Genomic DNA, 16,389 nt, shown 5'->3' with positions numbered 1-16,389 from the left:
ATTAACCAATGCCGATTTCTGAAAGCACGCTTCGAAAGTTGCGTTCTCGCGCCGAGTAGTTTTCAATGACCTCGGGAATATTCATCCCCGCGATGTGGTCGCTTACAAAGGCCAGCCGGTCATTGGCGGCATTGAGATCAAGGGCATCAATTTTCGGCAAGCCAGAGAAATTCAACATCTCGCGCATACGATCATCGACGGCGACCATCAGGCTCGGCACACCAGCCTGCATGGAAATGATGTTGCCGTGGAAGCGACGACCGAATGAGAAATCCATGGTCGAGCACCAGGCGCGCCATTGATTGGTATCGAGGAATGCGTGAACGCTGATCTTCTTCTTGAGATCGCCCGACCCCTTATAGGTCAGTGGACCGACAAGTTCTCCTGTCGTGGAATCGTAAGCCCGGCCGTTGGCATCGGGTTCGAGCTGCATATCGAAATGCAGAAGTTCATCCTGAACAACATAGGCCGAACGGCCATCATCGGAACCGAGCGCGTTCATATCGCCGATGGTTTCAAGTTCCGCACCCATATAGCCGGTAAAGACAGTACGTCCCTCGCCTACTTTAACATTCCGCAAGCGGCTGATCGCTTTGCGCATATTGTCCGGGCGGAAATAGAGCGACGGACAACCAACCGGGCGGACATAGGAAAAGCCCTGATCGCGTAGATATCCGGCTGCGTTTTCACCGCGCGTGAGGAAATAATGTTCACGGCCTTTCAGGACGTCCAGAAGCCTCTTTGTGCCTGCTGGCAGACCGTCTTCGCCTTCAATGTCGGGACGGTTTTGTATGCCAATGCCGAGCATTACAACCGGCATATCAAGTTTGGATAGAACAAGCGCTTCGGCATCTGCCGACAAGCCTTTGCGCAGAAGGTTTGCGCAAGTGAAGACGCAGATATCGAATTCCCTGTTGATCTCTTCGAGACCTGTTCCATTATTCACGCAATTGTATAGATGCCAGAACGGAATGTGCTTGGCTGTCGGCAGAAGCGCCGTCATCGCACCTTCCCCGATCAGGTAATTGCCAGTATTGCTGATGTTCTTCAGCTCCTGGATGAAATTATCCCTGGACTCTGAATCGCGCTGTTTTTCTGAGTAATGGATCTGTGCTTTGTCCGCACGCTGGATAAGGCGCGTCAGATGACTCGGAATGCCTGTAACGAGGATTCTTGGGTTGGTTGGGCGGCTCATAGGTCGACCTTTCTGGTATAATCAGGCAACTGCACTGCTGGGTAGAGCGGCAATCGCGCTGGCAGCGTCTGCAACGTCCGGCTGGGAAGACCGGGATTTGGGATAAGTGGGCCGTATTTCGTTCGCCCAATCGGTAAATTCGGAGAAAGCCGAGCTCCATGTGCGATGAGCAGCGGAGGCAAGTGCGCCTTCAGCGGTTCGCATCAAAGCTTCGCGATCCTGTGCGAGAATGGTCAGTATCCGCGTCATGTCGGACACAATCTGCGCATCATTGCCGTTGCGGATCAGGATTCCATCGCGACCGTGGTTGATGAGCTCGTCAACAGCGCCAACGGCTGTAGCAACCGGCACGCAGCCAAGCTGCTGCGCTTCGGCAATCATCAATGGCGCACCTTCCCAGCGTGACGGCATCAGGAGCACATCAGCCCATGCGAGATGGTTCGCAATGTCCTTACCGTCAAAGACTGGCGGCGAGACCTTGACGCCCGCCTCCTTCAGGCGCGTCATCCACGAGGCGCTTGGATCGTCGGAAAGGATTTCTCCCCCGATGGCCTGCGCCTCGAACGGAATACCCTGTTCTTTCAGCTTGACGATTGCATCGTGCAACCGATCGATACCCTTCTGACGGTCCAGTCGCCCCATATAGAGGATGCGTATCGGCTCGCCCTTACGGCCCTGCTGCCGCACAGCAGCGACCTGCATACGCAGTTTTGGATCGATTGAAAAACTGGCTCCGTTTGGCACCGAGAACACTTTTTCATACGGCACACCAAAGCTGTGCAGATAAATTTTCAGTTGATCCGAACAGGTGAGAAAAGCGTCATAGGCGTGCTCGAAGGCGATTGCCGCATAGGGCTGACCGGCCTGTCTTCGGAAGACCGTTTCATCCACGACATGCAGATAACACGCGGTGCGCGTGCCCTCCGAACGGAGTTTCCCCATCAAAGGATGAGCGGCCATGACGTGGTTGTTCACGACAAGATCGAAGCCTGAAAGTTGGCCACGCAGGATGCTCCAGTCGAGCGGGTGATCCTCGGTGATGAAATCCTGCCCTAGAAAACGATTCGTATCACCCCAGGCCGGGATACCATCCTTCCAGAAGTGCAGATAATCGAAGGACTGGTCGAACTCGTCGAGCACGTCCATACGCTCGTTTCCCAGCACAAAAAGATGAGTTTCAAACCCTTGGTTCTTCAATTCCCGCCCAGCAGCATAGGCGACCTTTTCGGCCCCACCGAACGAAGCGTTCGGCACCAGAACGGCAGCCGTCTTTTTTCTCGCTGCATTGTGTGCAAGCGGCAAAACGGGACCGCCGCCAAGTTCGTTGCGCAGCACCAGATACATTTCGGATAGTGCAGGCAGTCGGCGCGGACGCCACGTCCAACGCATGGCCGCACTTTGCTTCAGCGGGCTCGTCGCAATCGATGTTACCAAGTTAAGCATCGACTGCTCAGGCCGTGACAAGGCCCGGCGCTGGCGCACCCGCGGAAACGGGAAGCGTACCTTCATCCGCGCCGATGTAGGCCACAACTGCTGCGTGCCCAAAGACGCGAACCAATCCAGCGCATCGTTCTCAATGATTTCCTGGATCAGTTTCGTCGAAACGAAAATCAGATCGGCATGAGGCTGGCGCGTGCCTGAGGGCATGATCTCGGTATCAATGCGCCGTTCGTCTTCGACATTTGTAAGTTCCACAAAGACGATGTTCGCCTGTTCCGCCAGCTTTTCCAGCCGTGACAGGATATTTGGTAACAGCCGTGAGCGCGCCAGCAGCTTCAGTGTTTCTGTGTTGGAAGAAGCGAGAAACGGTGGAAAGTGAAAATTATCCGGTTCAGAGACACTGCCCCAAAATGCACGGATAGCATCATCAAATTTAAGGTCTGTGGTGCCAAGACTAAGGTCGGCGAAAAGACTGACCGTCCCCTCGCCTGCGCGGATTACGCCATAGCGCGGACATTCCTCGTGCTCAAAGCCAACCAGCGTCGGGCGTCTGAACAACGCCTTGTGTCGCTTACGCAGGAAGCTGATCGAGCCAGAGCGGTCGCGGTTCGCTTCCTTGAAACGGCTCTCCGCACGCAGGCGATATTCGAATCCTGTGTCGTGACAAGGCGTGCCGACAAAACCCGCTTCAATCGCAGAGAGCCAGAACTCCCAATCCTCAAAGCCGTTCTGCCGGTCATCATCGAAACGGACACCACTGCGGAAAACATCCGCAGAAATCATCGATCCGGTATCACAGATGTTGTCAGTGATACAGTGGATCAGGCGCGAATAACTGTCGCCATAATGCGCCCGCCAATTGACGGAAAAGGTGTCGATATTCGTGTAAACCCAGCCTGCATTCGACGCCAGTAACTTTCGATACAGCGTATCGAGGGTATGCGGCTGTACGCGATTATCGGCATCTACGAAATAGACCGCCTTCACATCGGGCATTTCTTCGAGGATATAGTCAACAGCGCGATTGCGCGCGCCGCCGGGGCCTGCGTTTTCCCCGAAGATGATGTGAATATTGGCGTGGGCCGCCGCATAGAGCGTCAGACTGTCGAACACTTCGCGGCGCGGATCGCCATCGACAGACACCACGATTTGTGTACGGAAAACCGTTTCTGATGCCAGCACTGTCTCCAGCGCTTCGAGCGCCAGCGCCGCATGCCCATAAAGCGGCATGGCAACGACGATCAAATCCTTGGACCTATCGTACATTCGCGGCCTCTTTGACTAATTCCTGACTGGGGCGCGCCTCGACGTGCTTGACCAGACGGAAGTTGAAAACCTTGAGCCAAGAGAAGTCCACCGAGTCCGCCGCCGCCTTGCTCAGAACAACGAGATCCATCGTGCGATCGATCGCCTCTTCCAGCATGAAGTTGATGTCGATCGGCCGATTGGGCGCCACTTCCGACCAGCCACTGAACAATACCTGCTGGCGGCGGCGGTCGAGGTTGGAAATCGCATCGATTTCATCCTTCACATCCGAAGCCAGATTGACCAGCAGCAAGCCGACCGCGCAGGGCTGGCCTTCTGGATGGTCAATGACGGCGCGCGCAGAAACCCGCACAGTGCCCGGTGCAACCACGCGGCGGATTGCAGCCGCAGTTATACCCTCCTCAAGCGGGTGACAGCCGATAGCATCCTCATGTTCCAGAAAACGCACGGTGGGAAAGTCCGGCGTGATAGGCGTAACGGATACATTGGCCACGTTTCGCAGCAATTCTACCGGCAGGCGGTAATCGTCAACTTTGCGACCATTGATCAGCGCAGTGGGGACGATAGCATTTGGCAGCGACGCTGGACGGACGCCAGGCAAACCAGTAAAAATTCGTAATGCCAGCGGGCGCATATCGAGGTCGGCATGTGGAATCCGTGCCCGCGCCGCATAACGTTCGTTGGCGATAACGTTACCCAGCGACAGTTCAGGTGGAACCCCGCCCGACGCAGAAATGCGCAAACGCAATGTCCGATGGCTGCCGTCACATGCCTTCGGAAGCGCGAAGAAATTCCACTCCGGATGCAGCGTGCCATAAGGTACCAGCCATTCGGCGATCCCTTCGCCGTTTTCAAGATAGTCTAGCGTGACAATCAGTTGTCCGTTACGATTGGCGGGCAAGTCACGAAAATGGAGCGCAAAGCCGGAAACAGCATAGCTCGAAGTCGGGAAAAGCTGTTCGATCTCCGATTCCCGCAATAATCGCGCAAAGCCTTCGTCCTTCGGATCGACCAGAGGGGAGTGGCTGAATATCTCCGTCGATGAATCCCAGTTGCGCGCGTGAAACGCATCTTCAATAGCCCGGTAATTCTCAAACATGGTCTCGCGCTCTCGACGCAGCATTGCGAGCTCCGCGTGAACCCTGCTCACGTGACCAACGAGGCGATCTAAACTGCTCTCGATCAGTTGCGTAATCAGCATAGGAACGGTTTCAGCCCTGTCACCGTCGATCCGCACAACAGGCAGTTCCGGTATGGTACTCAGACGAGAGATGTGCTGCAGAATCGTCTTCAGCTCATTCTCGCCCTCTTGCGAAGCCGCAACCGCTATAAGTGGAAAGGTATTTGCCAGTCGAAGACGTTTTCCATCTCCTTCGACAAAGGTCGTCAGCTCGCCCAGAGACGTCGCTTCCAGCGCTTCACGATCACGCATCGAAGCAATGGCATATCGGCGAGGTTTCCGCGCCGAAATCGCAGGAAGTGGTGTGCTCAACATAATCATCCATTGTCTGATGGCCGACTTGGGAGTCTCGGCCTCCGCCCACAATCAGAAAATACAGATTATGTATTGTCAACAGACTTATAACATCAAATACATAATAATATTACGAACATTTGGAACATTTTTAATTCAAATTTTGAAATAATGTTCACGTAAATCAAAATAACAGCGTAAATGCCTAGAATTACGGCAATATATATTGAAGATTTATTATTATTCGCCTAATTGTCGCCACATACTGACTACTTCCCGTTCAATATTGCATCGATCAAGGTTTTTTGCTGCTGTAAACAATTCGACAACCTGAACCGGTTTTCGACGGTCCGGCGTGCTGCGGCCCGCATCTGCAGGCATGCATCGGGATCGCGAAGGACGTTCATGATCACTTCCGCCAGAACATCCGATTCAAAAAAGGGCACGAGCAGACCGTTCTGACCAGACCGGATCACCTCCCGAACAGGCGGTGTATCCGAACCGATGATAAGCGCGCCGCAGGCCATAGCTTCAACGACCGACCAGGACAAGACAAACGGGTAGGTTAGATAGATATGTGCGGTCGATATCTGATAGAGCTTCCGCAACTGGGCATGCGGAATTGTGCCAGGAAATACGATACGATCCGGCGGAAGATCAAAATTCTTAGCTAGATGCTCGCGCCACGATCCACCACCTGGCGGCGGCGTTCCATAGCTGACGCCATCGCCGCCAACAAAAACGAAAATCGCATCATCGTTCTGCCTGATAACTTTGGCAGCAGCTTCAAGCGCTTGAGGAAAACCGCGATAAGGTTCGAGATCGCGCGCAACAAACGTAATCACGCGCGATTCTCCTGCTTTAAGCGTCCGGCCGTCAGGCAACTGAATCGTGGCATGGCGGTCTGGATAGAACAGCTTTGTATCCACCCCTTCATGAACCACTGCGATACGATTCTGCACGGAACGCGGGTAGAGACTTTTCTGCCAATGTGTTGGACTGAGCCCGCCGTCGATTCCCTCAAGCGTTACAAGCTGCGCCATGTTGCGCAGACGTAGTCGCTTCCGGGTTTCAATGTCTGGCTGGTCGCCAGGCGCAAAGCCAACATCCGCACCATTGGCGCGGTAGAAGAACTCGCAGTAGCCAAGCGCTGGCACCTTGGGCAGCACGTCCTTGACGAACATCATACTGCCCCAACCAATATGTCCGACGATAATGTCAGGTTCCTGGCCCTGACGGATCATAGATTCCAAGGTCTCGGCCACACGGTACCCGATCCTCGTGTGATGATCGGGTACTTCAAGATATCTGGCCATCGCACCGCCGGTGCGAGGTCCAGATTCTACTCTGTGGCGGATGACACGGACCGTTGGGAGGCGACGGTCCACTGTCTCGCAGATCAAGCTTACATCATGTCCGCTGGTAGCCAGATTCTCGGCCAGTGCGGCGAACTGACCGAAACCACGCCTGTGCACAAATGCTATACGCATATTACGAAACGTGCTCGGCTATTGGCCGAAAATCTTCGCAACACATCAAATACCAAATCGTGCAGCGTTACCCCACACGAGTTCCAGTCTGTGCAGAGTCTGATAGGCAATCTCGAGATTTCTGAGATCGTCATCATCGCGGGTGAGAATATGGTTGTAGGCCCTGCTTGCATTCCGCAAGCTTGCGCACAACCGCTCCCCCTTATCGGTCAGTCGAATACGGGCAGACCGTTTGTCCCTCTGCGAGGCGACACGATCGACATAGCCGCCATCGGTAAGCTGTTTAAGATAATAGGATATGTTGGAACCGACGTAGTGTCCCCGATCCAATAGTTCACCCACAGTGAGCTCGACATCGCCAATAGCCATCAGAACCAATGTCTGGGCCGGGCCAATATCTTCCACACCTAGCTTCGTCAGTTCGGTTTTCAACAAACTTACAAAGCGGCGGTTCACTCGTTCTATCATCCGGGCCAGTTCGAAATGTGTGATAACGACTGTATGAACCGGATGTCTGCGCTCCTGTTTTTCGGCGGTAACCTCAGGAAAATCAACGGCAGTAAAGCCATCGACTGATGTTTCGACTTCCACTCCCTCGTGTAGAAGTTTTTGCATCTTCTGCTCTCCATTTTCAATTTTACTTCAAATTTTGAAGAAATTTTCGGTTATATTTTCTTTGCTCCTTTCGCATTTCCCCGCCGCAAGAACCTTTTTTCTGTCACATTCTCTGCAGTATTACTTTACTGATCTTGAGAACTGGATCACAGTTTTTAGGAATATCCGCCACCTGTGACCATTCCAAGGCAGATAGCGTATGAATGATACTCGCGAAATCAACTCGATTGGCAAGAGCCTCACGCACAAAAAGGGGCAAGACGATTCGGTAATTACGCCCAAAGGCCTGATTTTCAAGGCCCGCCGCGTTTTTCTGTCGGGACTGCTTTATGCGGTGCTGTTGAGTGCCTGTATCAATTTGCTACAACTCACTGTACCCCTCTACATGTTGCAGGTTCATGATAGGGTGCTCAACAGCCGAAGCATGGATACGCTTACCATGCTTACGGTGCTCGCCATCGGGGCCATGCTGGTGTTCGGCGTGCTGGAATTTATCCGCTCGCTTTCCTTTCAGGCCATGGGCAGTGCGCTTGTTCGCCGCCTTAACCTCGCGGTTCTGACGGCAGCGGTACAAGCTTCGGTGAATCAAGGCATGCCGAAAGCAACGCAAACCCTTCGCGACCTCAATGAATTGCGCAGTTTTCTCACATCCCCTGCCATCAATGCTCCGCTTGATGCGGCATGGTCGCCGATCTTTCTCGGCGTTCTGTTCCTGCTTCACCCGATGCTTGGCGTGATCGGCCTTGTCGCCGTAATCATCCTGATCGCGTGTGGCCTGCTAACCGATCTGCTGACCCGAAACCTCATTCAGGAGGCGAATCAAGCCAATATCGAAGCAGTGTCGAAAATTGGCAGTAGCTTGCGACACGCCGAAGTTATTGAAGCCATGGGCATGCTTCCCGCGCTCGCGCGTCGCTGGCGCACGATGCAACTTCAGGCGCTGGAAGTGCTCGACCTTGGCGGAACACGTGCCCGCGCCCTATCCTCAATTGCCCGCACGGCCCGCTTCATCATCCAGATCGGTTCGCTCGGCATCGGCACGCTGCTCGCCATGCAACAGGAAATCACGCCGGGCGCCATGATTGCAACGAGCATCATCATCGGCCGTTTGTTGATGCCATTCGATCGAATCGTTGAAAACTGGCGTCAGTGGGTCAGTGCTATCGCGAGCTGGAAACGTGTCCAATCGCTGCTTTCTGAAAATCTGGCTGTTCGGCAAACCATGCCGACTCCGCGCCCCAACGGCGATCTTGTAATCGACAAGCTGATCTATGCCGCTCCGGGCGTTGACGTTCCCATCATCAAGGGCATTTCTTTCTCGGTGTCGCCGGGTGAAGTGCTGGGGGTGGTCGGCCCTTCGGCAGCCGGCAAGTCGACGCTTGCCCGTCTGTTGATCGGCATCGTCAAGCCGACATCGGGAGGCGTTTTCCTCGACGGCAACAACGTCTACCTTTGGGAGCGCGGTTCGTTCGGCGAGATTGCCGGCTACCTGCCGCAATCCGTCTCGCTGCTAGACGGAACCATCAAGGACAATATCGCCCGTATGGGTGACAGCGACCCGCATCGCGTGCTGGAAGCTGCACGTCTTGCTGACGTGCATGAGATGATAGGGCGCATGCCGCTTGGCTATGACACGCCGATTGGCGATGGGCGCCTCACCTTGTCCGGTGGCCAGCGCCAGAGGATAGGTCTCGCCCGCTGCCTCTACAATCGCCCACGCCTGATCGTTCTTGATGAGCCCAATTCGAATCTCGACGCTGTTGGCGAACGCGCCTTAATCCGTGCCGTAGAGCATGCCCGTGACGATGGCGCCATTGTCATCATGATCGCACATCGACCGTCTATCATGCAGGTTGCCGACAAGCTGCTGGTGCTCGAAAGCGGTCGTATTTCGCAGTTCGGTCCGCGCACCGATGTCGTCGCCTCATTGACGCCTGCCAATAACGGCCCGCAAATGGGAGCAGCCAACGCATGATGGGTAAATCAGTCATTCCTCGCCGTGTCTCAAGCCTGCTCGCTCCGCGTGCAGAATCTTCGGATCACAAAACGCTCACCCGTTTCGGCAGCGTCAAACCTGAATGGGCGCATGATCTTGAGCGGGAAGATTCGCGATCGCCTTTGCGCGGCCTCATCATCGCCGGCCTCACCACTATTGGCGTCGCCTTCGGTGGATTCTTCGCCTGGGCTTATTCTGCCAATCTGGGAAGCGCCGCCGTCGCGATGGGTACGGTCATCGTCGATTCCAAGCGCAAGACGATCAGCCACCTTGAAGGCGGCATTCTGGACCGTTTACTCGTACAGGAAGGCGATCTCGTCAAGGTCGGCCAGCCGCTTCTCCGGCTTGACGACACCAAAGCCCGTTCCGATCTCCAGTCCCTGGAAAGCAGACGCATCGGGTTAATCGCAAAACTGGCCCGTCTGCGTGCCGAGCAATCGGGCCAAAAAGAAATCAGCTTCCCGGAAGGTTTCGCCAATGGCGGTGAGAATGCACAGAACGCCATCCGCGCCGAAAATATCTTTTTCCAGAAGCGACTTGCGCAGAAACTGAGCAAGATTGACATACAGCAAAAGACCATTGAGCAGTATACGGAGCAAGCCAAGGCCTCGGCATCGCAGATTGCAGCCACCGACCGGCAGATCGAACTTATCAGCGATCAGCGCAAGGCAATTGCCAGCCTCGTTGAAAAAGGCTTTGCCCAGAAATCGAAGCTCACGGAAATCGATACTCGTCTCAGCCAGCTTGCTGGCGACCGCGGCGAATATGCGGGAGACAAGGCAAAAGCAGAACAGGCAAAGGCTGGTGCGGAGTTCGCTTTGACGGGAATCGAAAGCGACCTCCAGTCCGAAATTGCCGGCGAAATCACATCGAGCCAGGTCGAACTTTCGGACGTGCAAGAACGTATCGTTGCCGCCAAGGATGTGATGCGCCGTGTAGAAGTTCGCTCACCCCAAGACGGTATTGTCGCAAATATCAGACTGCGCACGCCGGGCGGAGTTATCGCCCCTGGTGAAGCGATCATGGATATCGTTCCCGAGAACGAGCCCCTGGTTGTCGAAATGAAGATCAGCCCGCGTGATATCGACAGCATTTCGGTCGGTTCGGGTGCGCAGATCCGGTTGACGGCATATAATCAACGTTCGATGGCCCCGCTCGACGGCAAACTGACCTATATAGCCGCCGATCAATCGCTCGACGAAAAGACCGATACCGCATTCTTCGTCGCTCGGGCCGAAATTACTCCAGAGTCACTTGCGGCGAATCCGACTGCGCGACTTTATCCGGGCATGCCTGCCGAAATAATTATCGTGCACAAGGAACGTCGCGCCATTGATTACTTGGTTTCCCCTATCACAGATAGCCTGAACCGTGCATTCCGCGAAGATTAGCGGTCGGAGAGTTCCCAAGTAAAACTCCACCACAGATTGAAAAGCCACCGAACAAAAACGTCGCACATGAACACTCATTGGCGGCATCATCATATTGGTGATACTTTTTTGCCCTTTTATCAAGAATTTCAAAATTTGAAGCAATCTTCAAACAAATATAAATTAAACAAAAATTATCGTCTATATAAAAATAACACATATTTCTGTTTACATAACTGTAATATAAACTACTCGTAATAATTTGTTACTTATTGGCGTCAAAATTATACCAAATGCCAATGTTGCAATTCCAGTTAATGCAGAGCAGAATACTAAGAGCATAATGGTCGGAGCATTCCGGCTTGTGGAAACCCCATACAGGAACACAAGGAGAAGCAGATGGCCACTTTAGAAGGCGGCGCCTACGACGACGTGTTGTTCGGCTCCCGCTTTGACGATTTCATCCGCGCTCACGGCGGTGATGATCTCGTATTCGGAGGCGATGGCAACGACACCGTCTTCGGCGGCAACGGGAGCGACATCCTTTTCGGCGGCACGGGTAATGACACCCTGTTCGGTGATAACGGGAACGACATTCTCTTCGGCAATGAAGGAAACGACGTCCTGAGCGGCGGCAACGGCAGCGACGTGCTGTTTGGCGGCAATGGAGATGACATTCTCCAGGGCGGCAACGGCTCTGACCTGCTCTATGGCGGCGCACATAATGACATCCTCTACGGTGGGAACGGCAACGACATCCTTGATGGCGGTGCCGGCAACGATGTTCTCATCGGTGGAAATGGCAGCGATACATTCCTGTTCAACGGTGGCGGCGGAAACGACGTCATTCTCGACTTCAATCCCGGTGAAGACATTCTGCAGATTCAGAAGGGCATCAATGGTCTTGATATCTCTTCCGCTGACGATCTTGCCGACCGTGTCACTCAGGTTGGCGGTAATGTCGTTGTCGATCTCGGCAATGGCGACACCGTTACTCTCGTGAACACCAATGCAGACGACGTGCAGGCTCATCCCGACCAGTACTTCACTGTTCACTGATTGAACAATTGAAAGCGTGCCCGGCAGTCCTCCCGCCGGGCACGTTTCGTCTTCACCGGACACTCAAAGTCTCGACTTTGGATGTCTGGACCTTCTGCAGGAATGAAAGGGCCACACATTGAACCTCGACCATTCGGCGGACATTGAAAGCAAAACCGAGAACCTCTCCATTTGCCGTCTTTGCGCTGATGTCGCTGTGGTTATCTGGGATATTCCGGGTTCGGCTCGCGCAACCACCAAATGCACATTTGAAATGCCTACCCCACCGGTTCCGCTGCTGAGCGTTGGCATTCCGCTCGAAAATGGTGGCATGCGCATGTTCTGGGCCATGCGCACCAATAATGACCCCACTGAGCTTTCGCTTTCCGCAGGATCTCTTGGCCCGACGGCAAAAGCCATCATTTACCCTGCGAATGAACTTGCCCCCTTTGACGTCGAGTACGTCGTCAGCGAACTCACTTTGCCCGGACATATCAAGCTTCTCACCACTATTCTGACCACGTGGCGCAGCACGTTCCGGCTCTCGCGAAACCAGACTTTCGCATCCCTCGTGCGTGACCTGACTTTCGCGCTGACACCGGAACCGCGCGAGGCTCAACACTGCGGCGAACCAGTTCAAGGACATCATCTTCTCGAAACAGCGGTCGACCCGATGCTGGGCGAGATTTCGGCCATTTATGGCATCACGTCCGGCAGCGTCATGATCATTCCACCTAGGTTTGTTGTGGGGCGGCAAACTCGCGATGCCTGGCAGGCATGCCATTTTCTGCTGGAAGCAGCGCAAGAGCTGCCGTCATCCCTGCTGTTGGTTATCACCGGTCAGAATGGCGTTGCCGTCCGCAAACTTGCGACAAAGACCGGCGAACAAACGGATTTCGCTAAATGGTGGACCAAATGGCAGGGTAACGGCGCACTGCGGGAGTTTCTTGTTCGCGAAATCGGCAAACTAAGCCCTACCGGTGCCGCAGTGGCGATCGACCTGCAAACGCGCACTCCACTGCCCGTTCGGCAGATCGCACAGTCTGCCACCCACCCGGCAGCGGAAATCGATCTCGCATTGGCGCTCGACGGCGGGTTGATTGTGGGCGGATGGATGCATGACCCGGCCGCCATGCTCGCAGACATCGAATATCTTGCGGAGGGCGGAAGCGCTTTGTCTCTGAAGCCCAATTTGCACAAATTCCCGGGCAGAGTTGCCAAGCAGGAAGATGCGCCGCAGCAGGATGTGACGGGTTTTGTCGCGTGGCTTCCTTCGTTGCAGAATCTTGGACCTCTCCTGCAACCGCGGTTACAGTTGCGCCTTGCATCTGGCGCTACCGCTGCTCTGGTACCGGCACCGCAGCCCTTCGAGCCATCGACACAGCGCAATCGCATTTTGCGATCTGTACCGCCACAGCAGGCAAAGCCTCACGTTTTTTCCCACATTCTGGGGCCGGCTCTAACCGAAGTTGAGAAAAAGCTCGCTGCAACAGTGCGGATTGCCGAGGTGAAAGATTACGGTACAGCTCCATCATCCCCGCTCGCATCCATCGTTATTCCGCTTTATCGCAATCTCGATTTTCTGCGTTTTCAATTTTCATCCATGTCCACAGACCCGTGGCTGGTGAAACATGCAGAGTTCATCTTCGTTCTGGATTCTCCAGAAATTCAAGACGACACAGAGCACATGTTGGGCGGATTGCATATTCTGCACGATCTGCCTTTCAAACTTGTGATCATGAACCGCAATGGTGGATATGCGCGTGCCTGCAATGCGGGCGCCAGTATTGCCACTGGAACGACTATCGTGATGTTGAACTCCGACGTCGTGCCTGCAGAACATGGCTGGTTGCAGCGGCTGATCCAGCCCTTGTTCGATCAGCCGAAACTCGGTGTAATCGGCCCTCGCCTTCTGTTTGAGGATGGCTCGCTCCAGCATGCCGGGCTTTATTTCGCTCGCAACCGTCAGGGCGTCTGGCTCAATCACCACTATTACAAGGGCATGCCAGGCAATTATCCGCCAGCACTCAGGCCACGCGAAGTGCCGGGCGTTACGGGCGCCTGCCTGATAACGCGCAAGGATATCTTTGACCTCGTCGGCGGCTATACGGAAGACTATGTCATCGGCGACTACGAGGATAGCGATCTATGCCTGAAGATCAGACAGCTCGGCTTCCAGATATTCTATGAACCCTCCGTAAAGCTTTACCATTTCGAGCGCCGCTCAATCCGCCGCAGCGCGGATTATATGCGAGGCCTCGCCAGCCAGTACAATTCCTGGCTTCATACACAGCGCTGGGATGTGGACATTGCCGAATTGATGGCTCTGCCACACGAACAGGAGCGCACAGCCGACCTGTCGAATGTGATCATGACCAAATCTGAAAGGAGCGCCGCTTGACGGACGTGGTAGCGCTGAAACAGCCAGACCCTGAAGCCAAACCAGCAATACCGGATGCGCAGATCGACTGGCTGATGCAGTCTGTTTTGAAGAACCGTTTTATGCCTTCACCCGATCCAAACAGCGTGTTCGTCGGAGATGGTGATTATCGCGCGGTTGGTGCGGAGTTTCTCAGTCATTTCGTCCGTAAGGGCGGTCTTCGGCCCGACGCCCGCGTGCTTGATATCGGTTCAGGCATCGGTCGCATGGCGGTGCCATTGACGCAATATCTCGATCCGGCAAAAGCCCGCTATTGCGGAATCGATCCGGTGGTAAGCGGTGTAAACTGGTGCCGCCAGAATATCACATCGCGCTATCCGAATTTCGAGTTCCGACACATTGATATCGCCCACGATCTCTATAACCCCAAAGGTACGGTGAATGGGCTCACGCTCGCCCTGCCATTTGCCGATAACAGTTTCGATTTCGTCATCATGACATCGGTGGTCACGCATCTGCCGTCGGATGAAGTCAAAACCTATCTCGATCAAGTCTTCCGCGTCCTTGCACGCAGCGGTAAACTGTTCATGACTGCATTTGTGGTGGATGATGTGGCCGCGCGCGACCGTCATGGCAAACGCGACAAGCGACTTGCGTTTGAACGTCATGGCAGTGGACCGTGCTGGTTTGTACCGGAACTACCACCGCTTGCAGCAGTAGGATTTGAAAACGGTTTTCTGGATCGCGCGCTTGCCGGGGCAAAACTGACGCTCGAAAGCAAGTCCCTCGGTCACTGGCGCGGCATTGAGGCGGATCATTATCAGGACATTTTCATCGCCACGCGGGATTCTGTCTGATGGCCCCGCGTGTCCTTATAGCGGCCCACAACCATCCGTCGCTGCATCCTGGCGGGACGGAAATCTTCGCGCATGACCTGTTTAGGGCCTATCAGCGCACAGGTTGCGAAGCCATGTTCATGGGTGCCACCAACAAAGTGCATCGCGAGGCTCGCCCAGGTACGAGCTTCCAGAGCATTGGCAATGGCGGCGATGAGATTCTGCTCTGGTCCGGCCATTTCGACCGCTTCTATATGAGCCAGATCGACCTTTACGGGATCGTTCCCGACATTGTTGAGCTATTGCAGGACTTTAGACCGGATGTCGTGCATCTGCATCACTTGCTTTTGCTCGGTGCCGAGTTTCCCCATATCGTGCGCCGTACACTGCCGGATTGCCGTATCGTGCTGACTTTACACGACTATTATCCCATCTGCCACCATGACGGATTGATGGTACGTACCGCTGGTAAAGAACTCTGTTACGGGGCTAACCCGGACCGCTGCCATGCCTGCTTCAAGGATATTGCGCTTGATAAATTCGTGCTGCGTGAAAGGCATATCAAATCGCTTCTGAGCGCTGTCGATGCTTTTGTTTCGCCAAGCGAGTTTCTCAAACAACGTTACATGGAATGGGGACTTGCGGAAGAGCTGATCAGCGTCATTCCCAATGGTCAACCGGAACGCACCTCAGTACAAATGCGGCAGGTCGAACGCAGCAAACCGGTCTTCGGATATTTCGGTAACCTCAATCCGTGGAAGGGTGCAACCGTCCTGCTCGAAGCAGCACAGCAGCTTATCTCCGAAGGTTTTGATTTCGAGCTGCGCGTGCATGGTGCAGCACTGTTTCAAAGCGAGAGCTTTGTCAGCGAGATTGAGCGGCTCTTTGCAGAGACATATCCTTTTGTCCAACGTCGGGGTGCTTATCACCGGGAGGACATTGCCCAACTTATCCAAACCGTCGACTGTGCAATCATGCCGTCGATCTGGTGGGAAAATGCTCCGCTGGTGATTCAAGAAGCACAGGGACAGAACCGTCCCGTTATTTGCAGCAACATCGGTGGAATGGCCGAAATGATTGAAAACGAGGTCAATGGCCTCACCGTTCCTCCGAATGATCCGCTCGCGCTCGCCCAGGCGATGCGCCGAATGGCGGAAAGCCCGGATTTGCGCCAGTCACTCAGCGAGAACGCACGCCATCCGGACACCATCGACACGACCGCCGCACGCTATCTCGATCTGATCGGGACATTGCGTGTCACACGTGTCGAGGCAGCATAAGAGGTAAAT

At 54.5% G+C, this 16,389-nt stretch carries 11 protein-coding genes; 6 read left to right on the top strand and 5 right to left on the bottom strand.

The features are described from left to right. Nucleotide 1 precedes the first annotated feature (1 nt). The 5 genes from FJQ48_RS05410 to FJQ48_RS05390 all read right to left on the bottom strand — a co-directional run bounded on the left by FJQ48_RS05410 (nucleotide 2) and on the right by FJQ48_RS05390 (nucleotide 7,480). On the bottom strand, nucleotides 2–1,195 hold the full coding sequence (locus FJQ48_RS05410) for a polysaccharide pyruvyl transferase family protein (RefSeq protein ID WP_139974182.1): 1,194 nt from the start codon (nucleotides 1,193–1,195) through the stop codon (nucleotides 2–4). A 21-nt stretch (nucleotides 1,196–1,216) separates the two neighbouring features. After that, the gene (locus FJQ48_RS05405) at nucleotides 1,217–3,901 is read right to left on the bottom strand and encodes a glycosyltransferase (RefSeq protein WP_139974181.1); all 2,685 of its coding nucleotides are present in this window, start codon (nucleotides 3,899–3,901) and stop codon (nucleotides 1,217–1,219) included. Next, on the bottom strand, nucleotides 3,891–5,396 hold the full coding sequence (locus FJQ48_RS05400) for a DUF6212 domain-containing protein (RefSeq protein ID WP_139974603.1): 1,506 nt from the start codon (nucleotides 5,394–5,396) through the stop codon (nucleotides 3,891–3,893). The genes FJQ48_RS05405 and FJQ48_RS05400 overlap by 11 nt, the downstream gene beginning before the upstream one ends. Nucleotides 5,397–5,644: 248 nt before the next feature. Next, on the bottom strand, nucleotides 5,645–6,865 hold the full coding sequence (locus tag FJQ48_RS05395) for a glycosyltransferase family 4 protein (RefSeq protein ID WP_139974180.1): 1,221 nt from the start codon (nucleotides 6,863–6,865) through the stop codon (nucleotides 5,645–5,647). Between the two features lie 45 nt (nucleotides 6,866–6,910). Further along, nucleotides 6,911–7,480, bottom strand: a complete 570-nt coding sequence (locus FJQ48_RS05390) for a MarR family transcriptional regulator (RefSeq protein WP_010658636.1) — start codon at nucleotides 7,478–7,480, stop codon at nucleotides 6,911–6,913. A 199-nt stretch (nucleotides 7,481–7,679) separates the two neighbouring features. Between FJQ48_RS05390 and FJQ48_RS05385 the strand changes: the two genes are divergently transcribed. The 6 genes from FJQ48_RS05385 to FJQ48_RS05360 all read left to right on the top strand — a co-directional run bounded on the left by FJQ48_RS05385 (nucleotide 7,680) and on the right by FJQ48_RS05360 (nucleotide 16,380). After that, on the top strand, nucleotides 7,680–9,455 hold the full coding sequence (locus FJQ48_RS05385) for a type I secretion system permease/ATPase (protein ID WP_139974179.1): 1,776 nt from the start codon (nucleotides 7,680–7,682) through the stop codon (nucleotides 9,453–9,455). Next, a complete protein-coding gene (locus FJQ48_RS05380; RefSeq protein ID WP_139974178.1) occupies nucleotides 9,452–10,867 on the top strand; it encodes an HlyD family type I secretion periplasmic adaptor subunit in 1,416 nt (471 codons plus the stop codon). Before FJQ48_RS05385 ends, FJQ48_RS05380 begins: the two co-directional genes overlap by 4 nt. A gap of 378 nt (nucleotides 10,868–11,245) precedes the next feature. Beyond that, nucleotides 11,246–11,905 carry a calcium-binding protein gene (locus FJQ48_RS05375; RefSeq protein WP_139974177.1) on the top strand — a complete coding sequence of 220 codons (660 nt, stop codon included), beginning with the start codon at nucleotides 11,246–11,248 and terminating at the stop codon, nucleotides 11,903–11,905. 118 nt (nucleotides 11,906–12,023) lie between these two features. After that, on the top strand, nucleotides 12,024–14,285 hold the full coding sequence (locus FJQ48_RS05370; RefSeq protein ID WP_139974176.1) for a glycosyltransferase family 2 protein: 2,262 nt from the start codon (nucleotides 12,024–12,026) through the stop codon (nucleotides 14,283–14,285). Further along, nucleotides 14,282–15,121 (top strand): class I SAM-dependent methyltransferase, encoded by an 840-nt coding sequence (locus FJQ48_RS05365; RefSeq protein WP_139974175.1) that lies wholly within the window; start codon nucleotides 14,282–14,284, stop codon nucleotides 15,119–15,121. Before FJQ48_RS05370 ends, FJQ48_RS05365 begins: the two co-directional genes overlap by 4 nt. Continuing rightward, the gene (locus FJQ48_RS05360; RefSeq protein ID WP_139974174.1) at nucleotides 15,121–16,380 is read left to right on the top strand and encodes a glycosyltransferase family 4 protein; all 1,260 of its coding nucleotides are present in this window, start codon (nucleotides 15,121–15,123) and stop codon (nucleotides 16,378–16,380) included. The genes FJQ48_RS05365 and FJQ48_RS05360 overlap by 1 nt, the downstream gene beginning before the upstream one ends. The last annotated feature ends 9 nt before the right edge of the window (nucleotides 16,381–16,389 follow it).

It is taken from the genome of Ochrobactrum sp. CGA5 (assembly GCF_006345815.1).
Classification (GTDB): Bacteria; Pseudomonadota; Alphaproteobacteria; order Rhizobiales; family Rhizobiaceae; genus Brucella.
The sequence above is the reverse complement of the archived record's forward strand: the minus strand, read 5'-3'. Positions and strand labels throughout refer to the sequence as shown.

Excerpts from the sequence above, each read along its gene's own strand:
- FJQ48_RS05410 (WP_139974182.1), bottom strand. The coding sequence starts at position 1,195 with ATGAGCCGCCCAACCAACCCAAGAATCCTCGTTACAGGCATTCCGAGT.
- FJQ48_RS05405 (WP_139974181.1), bottom strand. The coding sequence starts at position 3,901 with ATGTACGATAGGTCCAAGGATTTGATCGTCGTTGCCATGCCGCTTTAT.
- FJQ48_RS05400 (WP_139974603.1), bottom strand. The coding sequence starts at position 5,396 with ATGTTGAGCACACCACTTCCTGCGATTTCGGCGCGGAAACCTCGCCGA.
- FJQ48_RS05395 (WP_139974180.1), bottom strand. The coding sequence starts at position 6,865 with ATGCGTATAGCATTTGTGCACAGGCGTGGTTTCGGTCAGTTCGCCGCA.
- FJQ48_RS05390 (WP_010658636.1), bottom strand. The coding sequence starts at position 7,480 with ATGCAAAAACTTCTACACGAGGGAGTGGAAGTCGAAACATCAGTCGAT.
- FJQ48_RS05385 (WP_139974179.1), top strand. The coding sequence starts at position 7,680 with ATGAATGATACTCGCGAAATCAACTCGATTGGCAAGAGCCTCACGCAC.
- FJQ48_RS05380 (WP_139974178.1), top strand. The coding sequence starts at position 9,452 with ATGATGGGTAAATCAGTCATTCCTCGCCGTGTCTCAAGCCTGCTCGCT.
- FJQ48_RS05375 (WP_139974177.1), top strand. The coding sequence starts at position 11,246 with ATGGCCACTTTAGAAGGCGGCGCCTACGACGACGTGTTGTTCGGCTCC.
- FJQ48_RS05360 (WP_139974174.1), top strand. The coding sequence starts at position 15,121 with ATGGCCCCGCGTGTCCTTATAGCGGCCCACAACCATCCGTCGCTGCAT.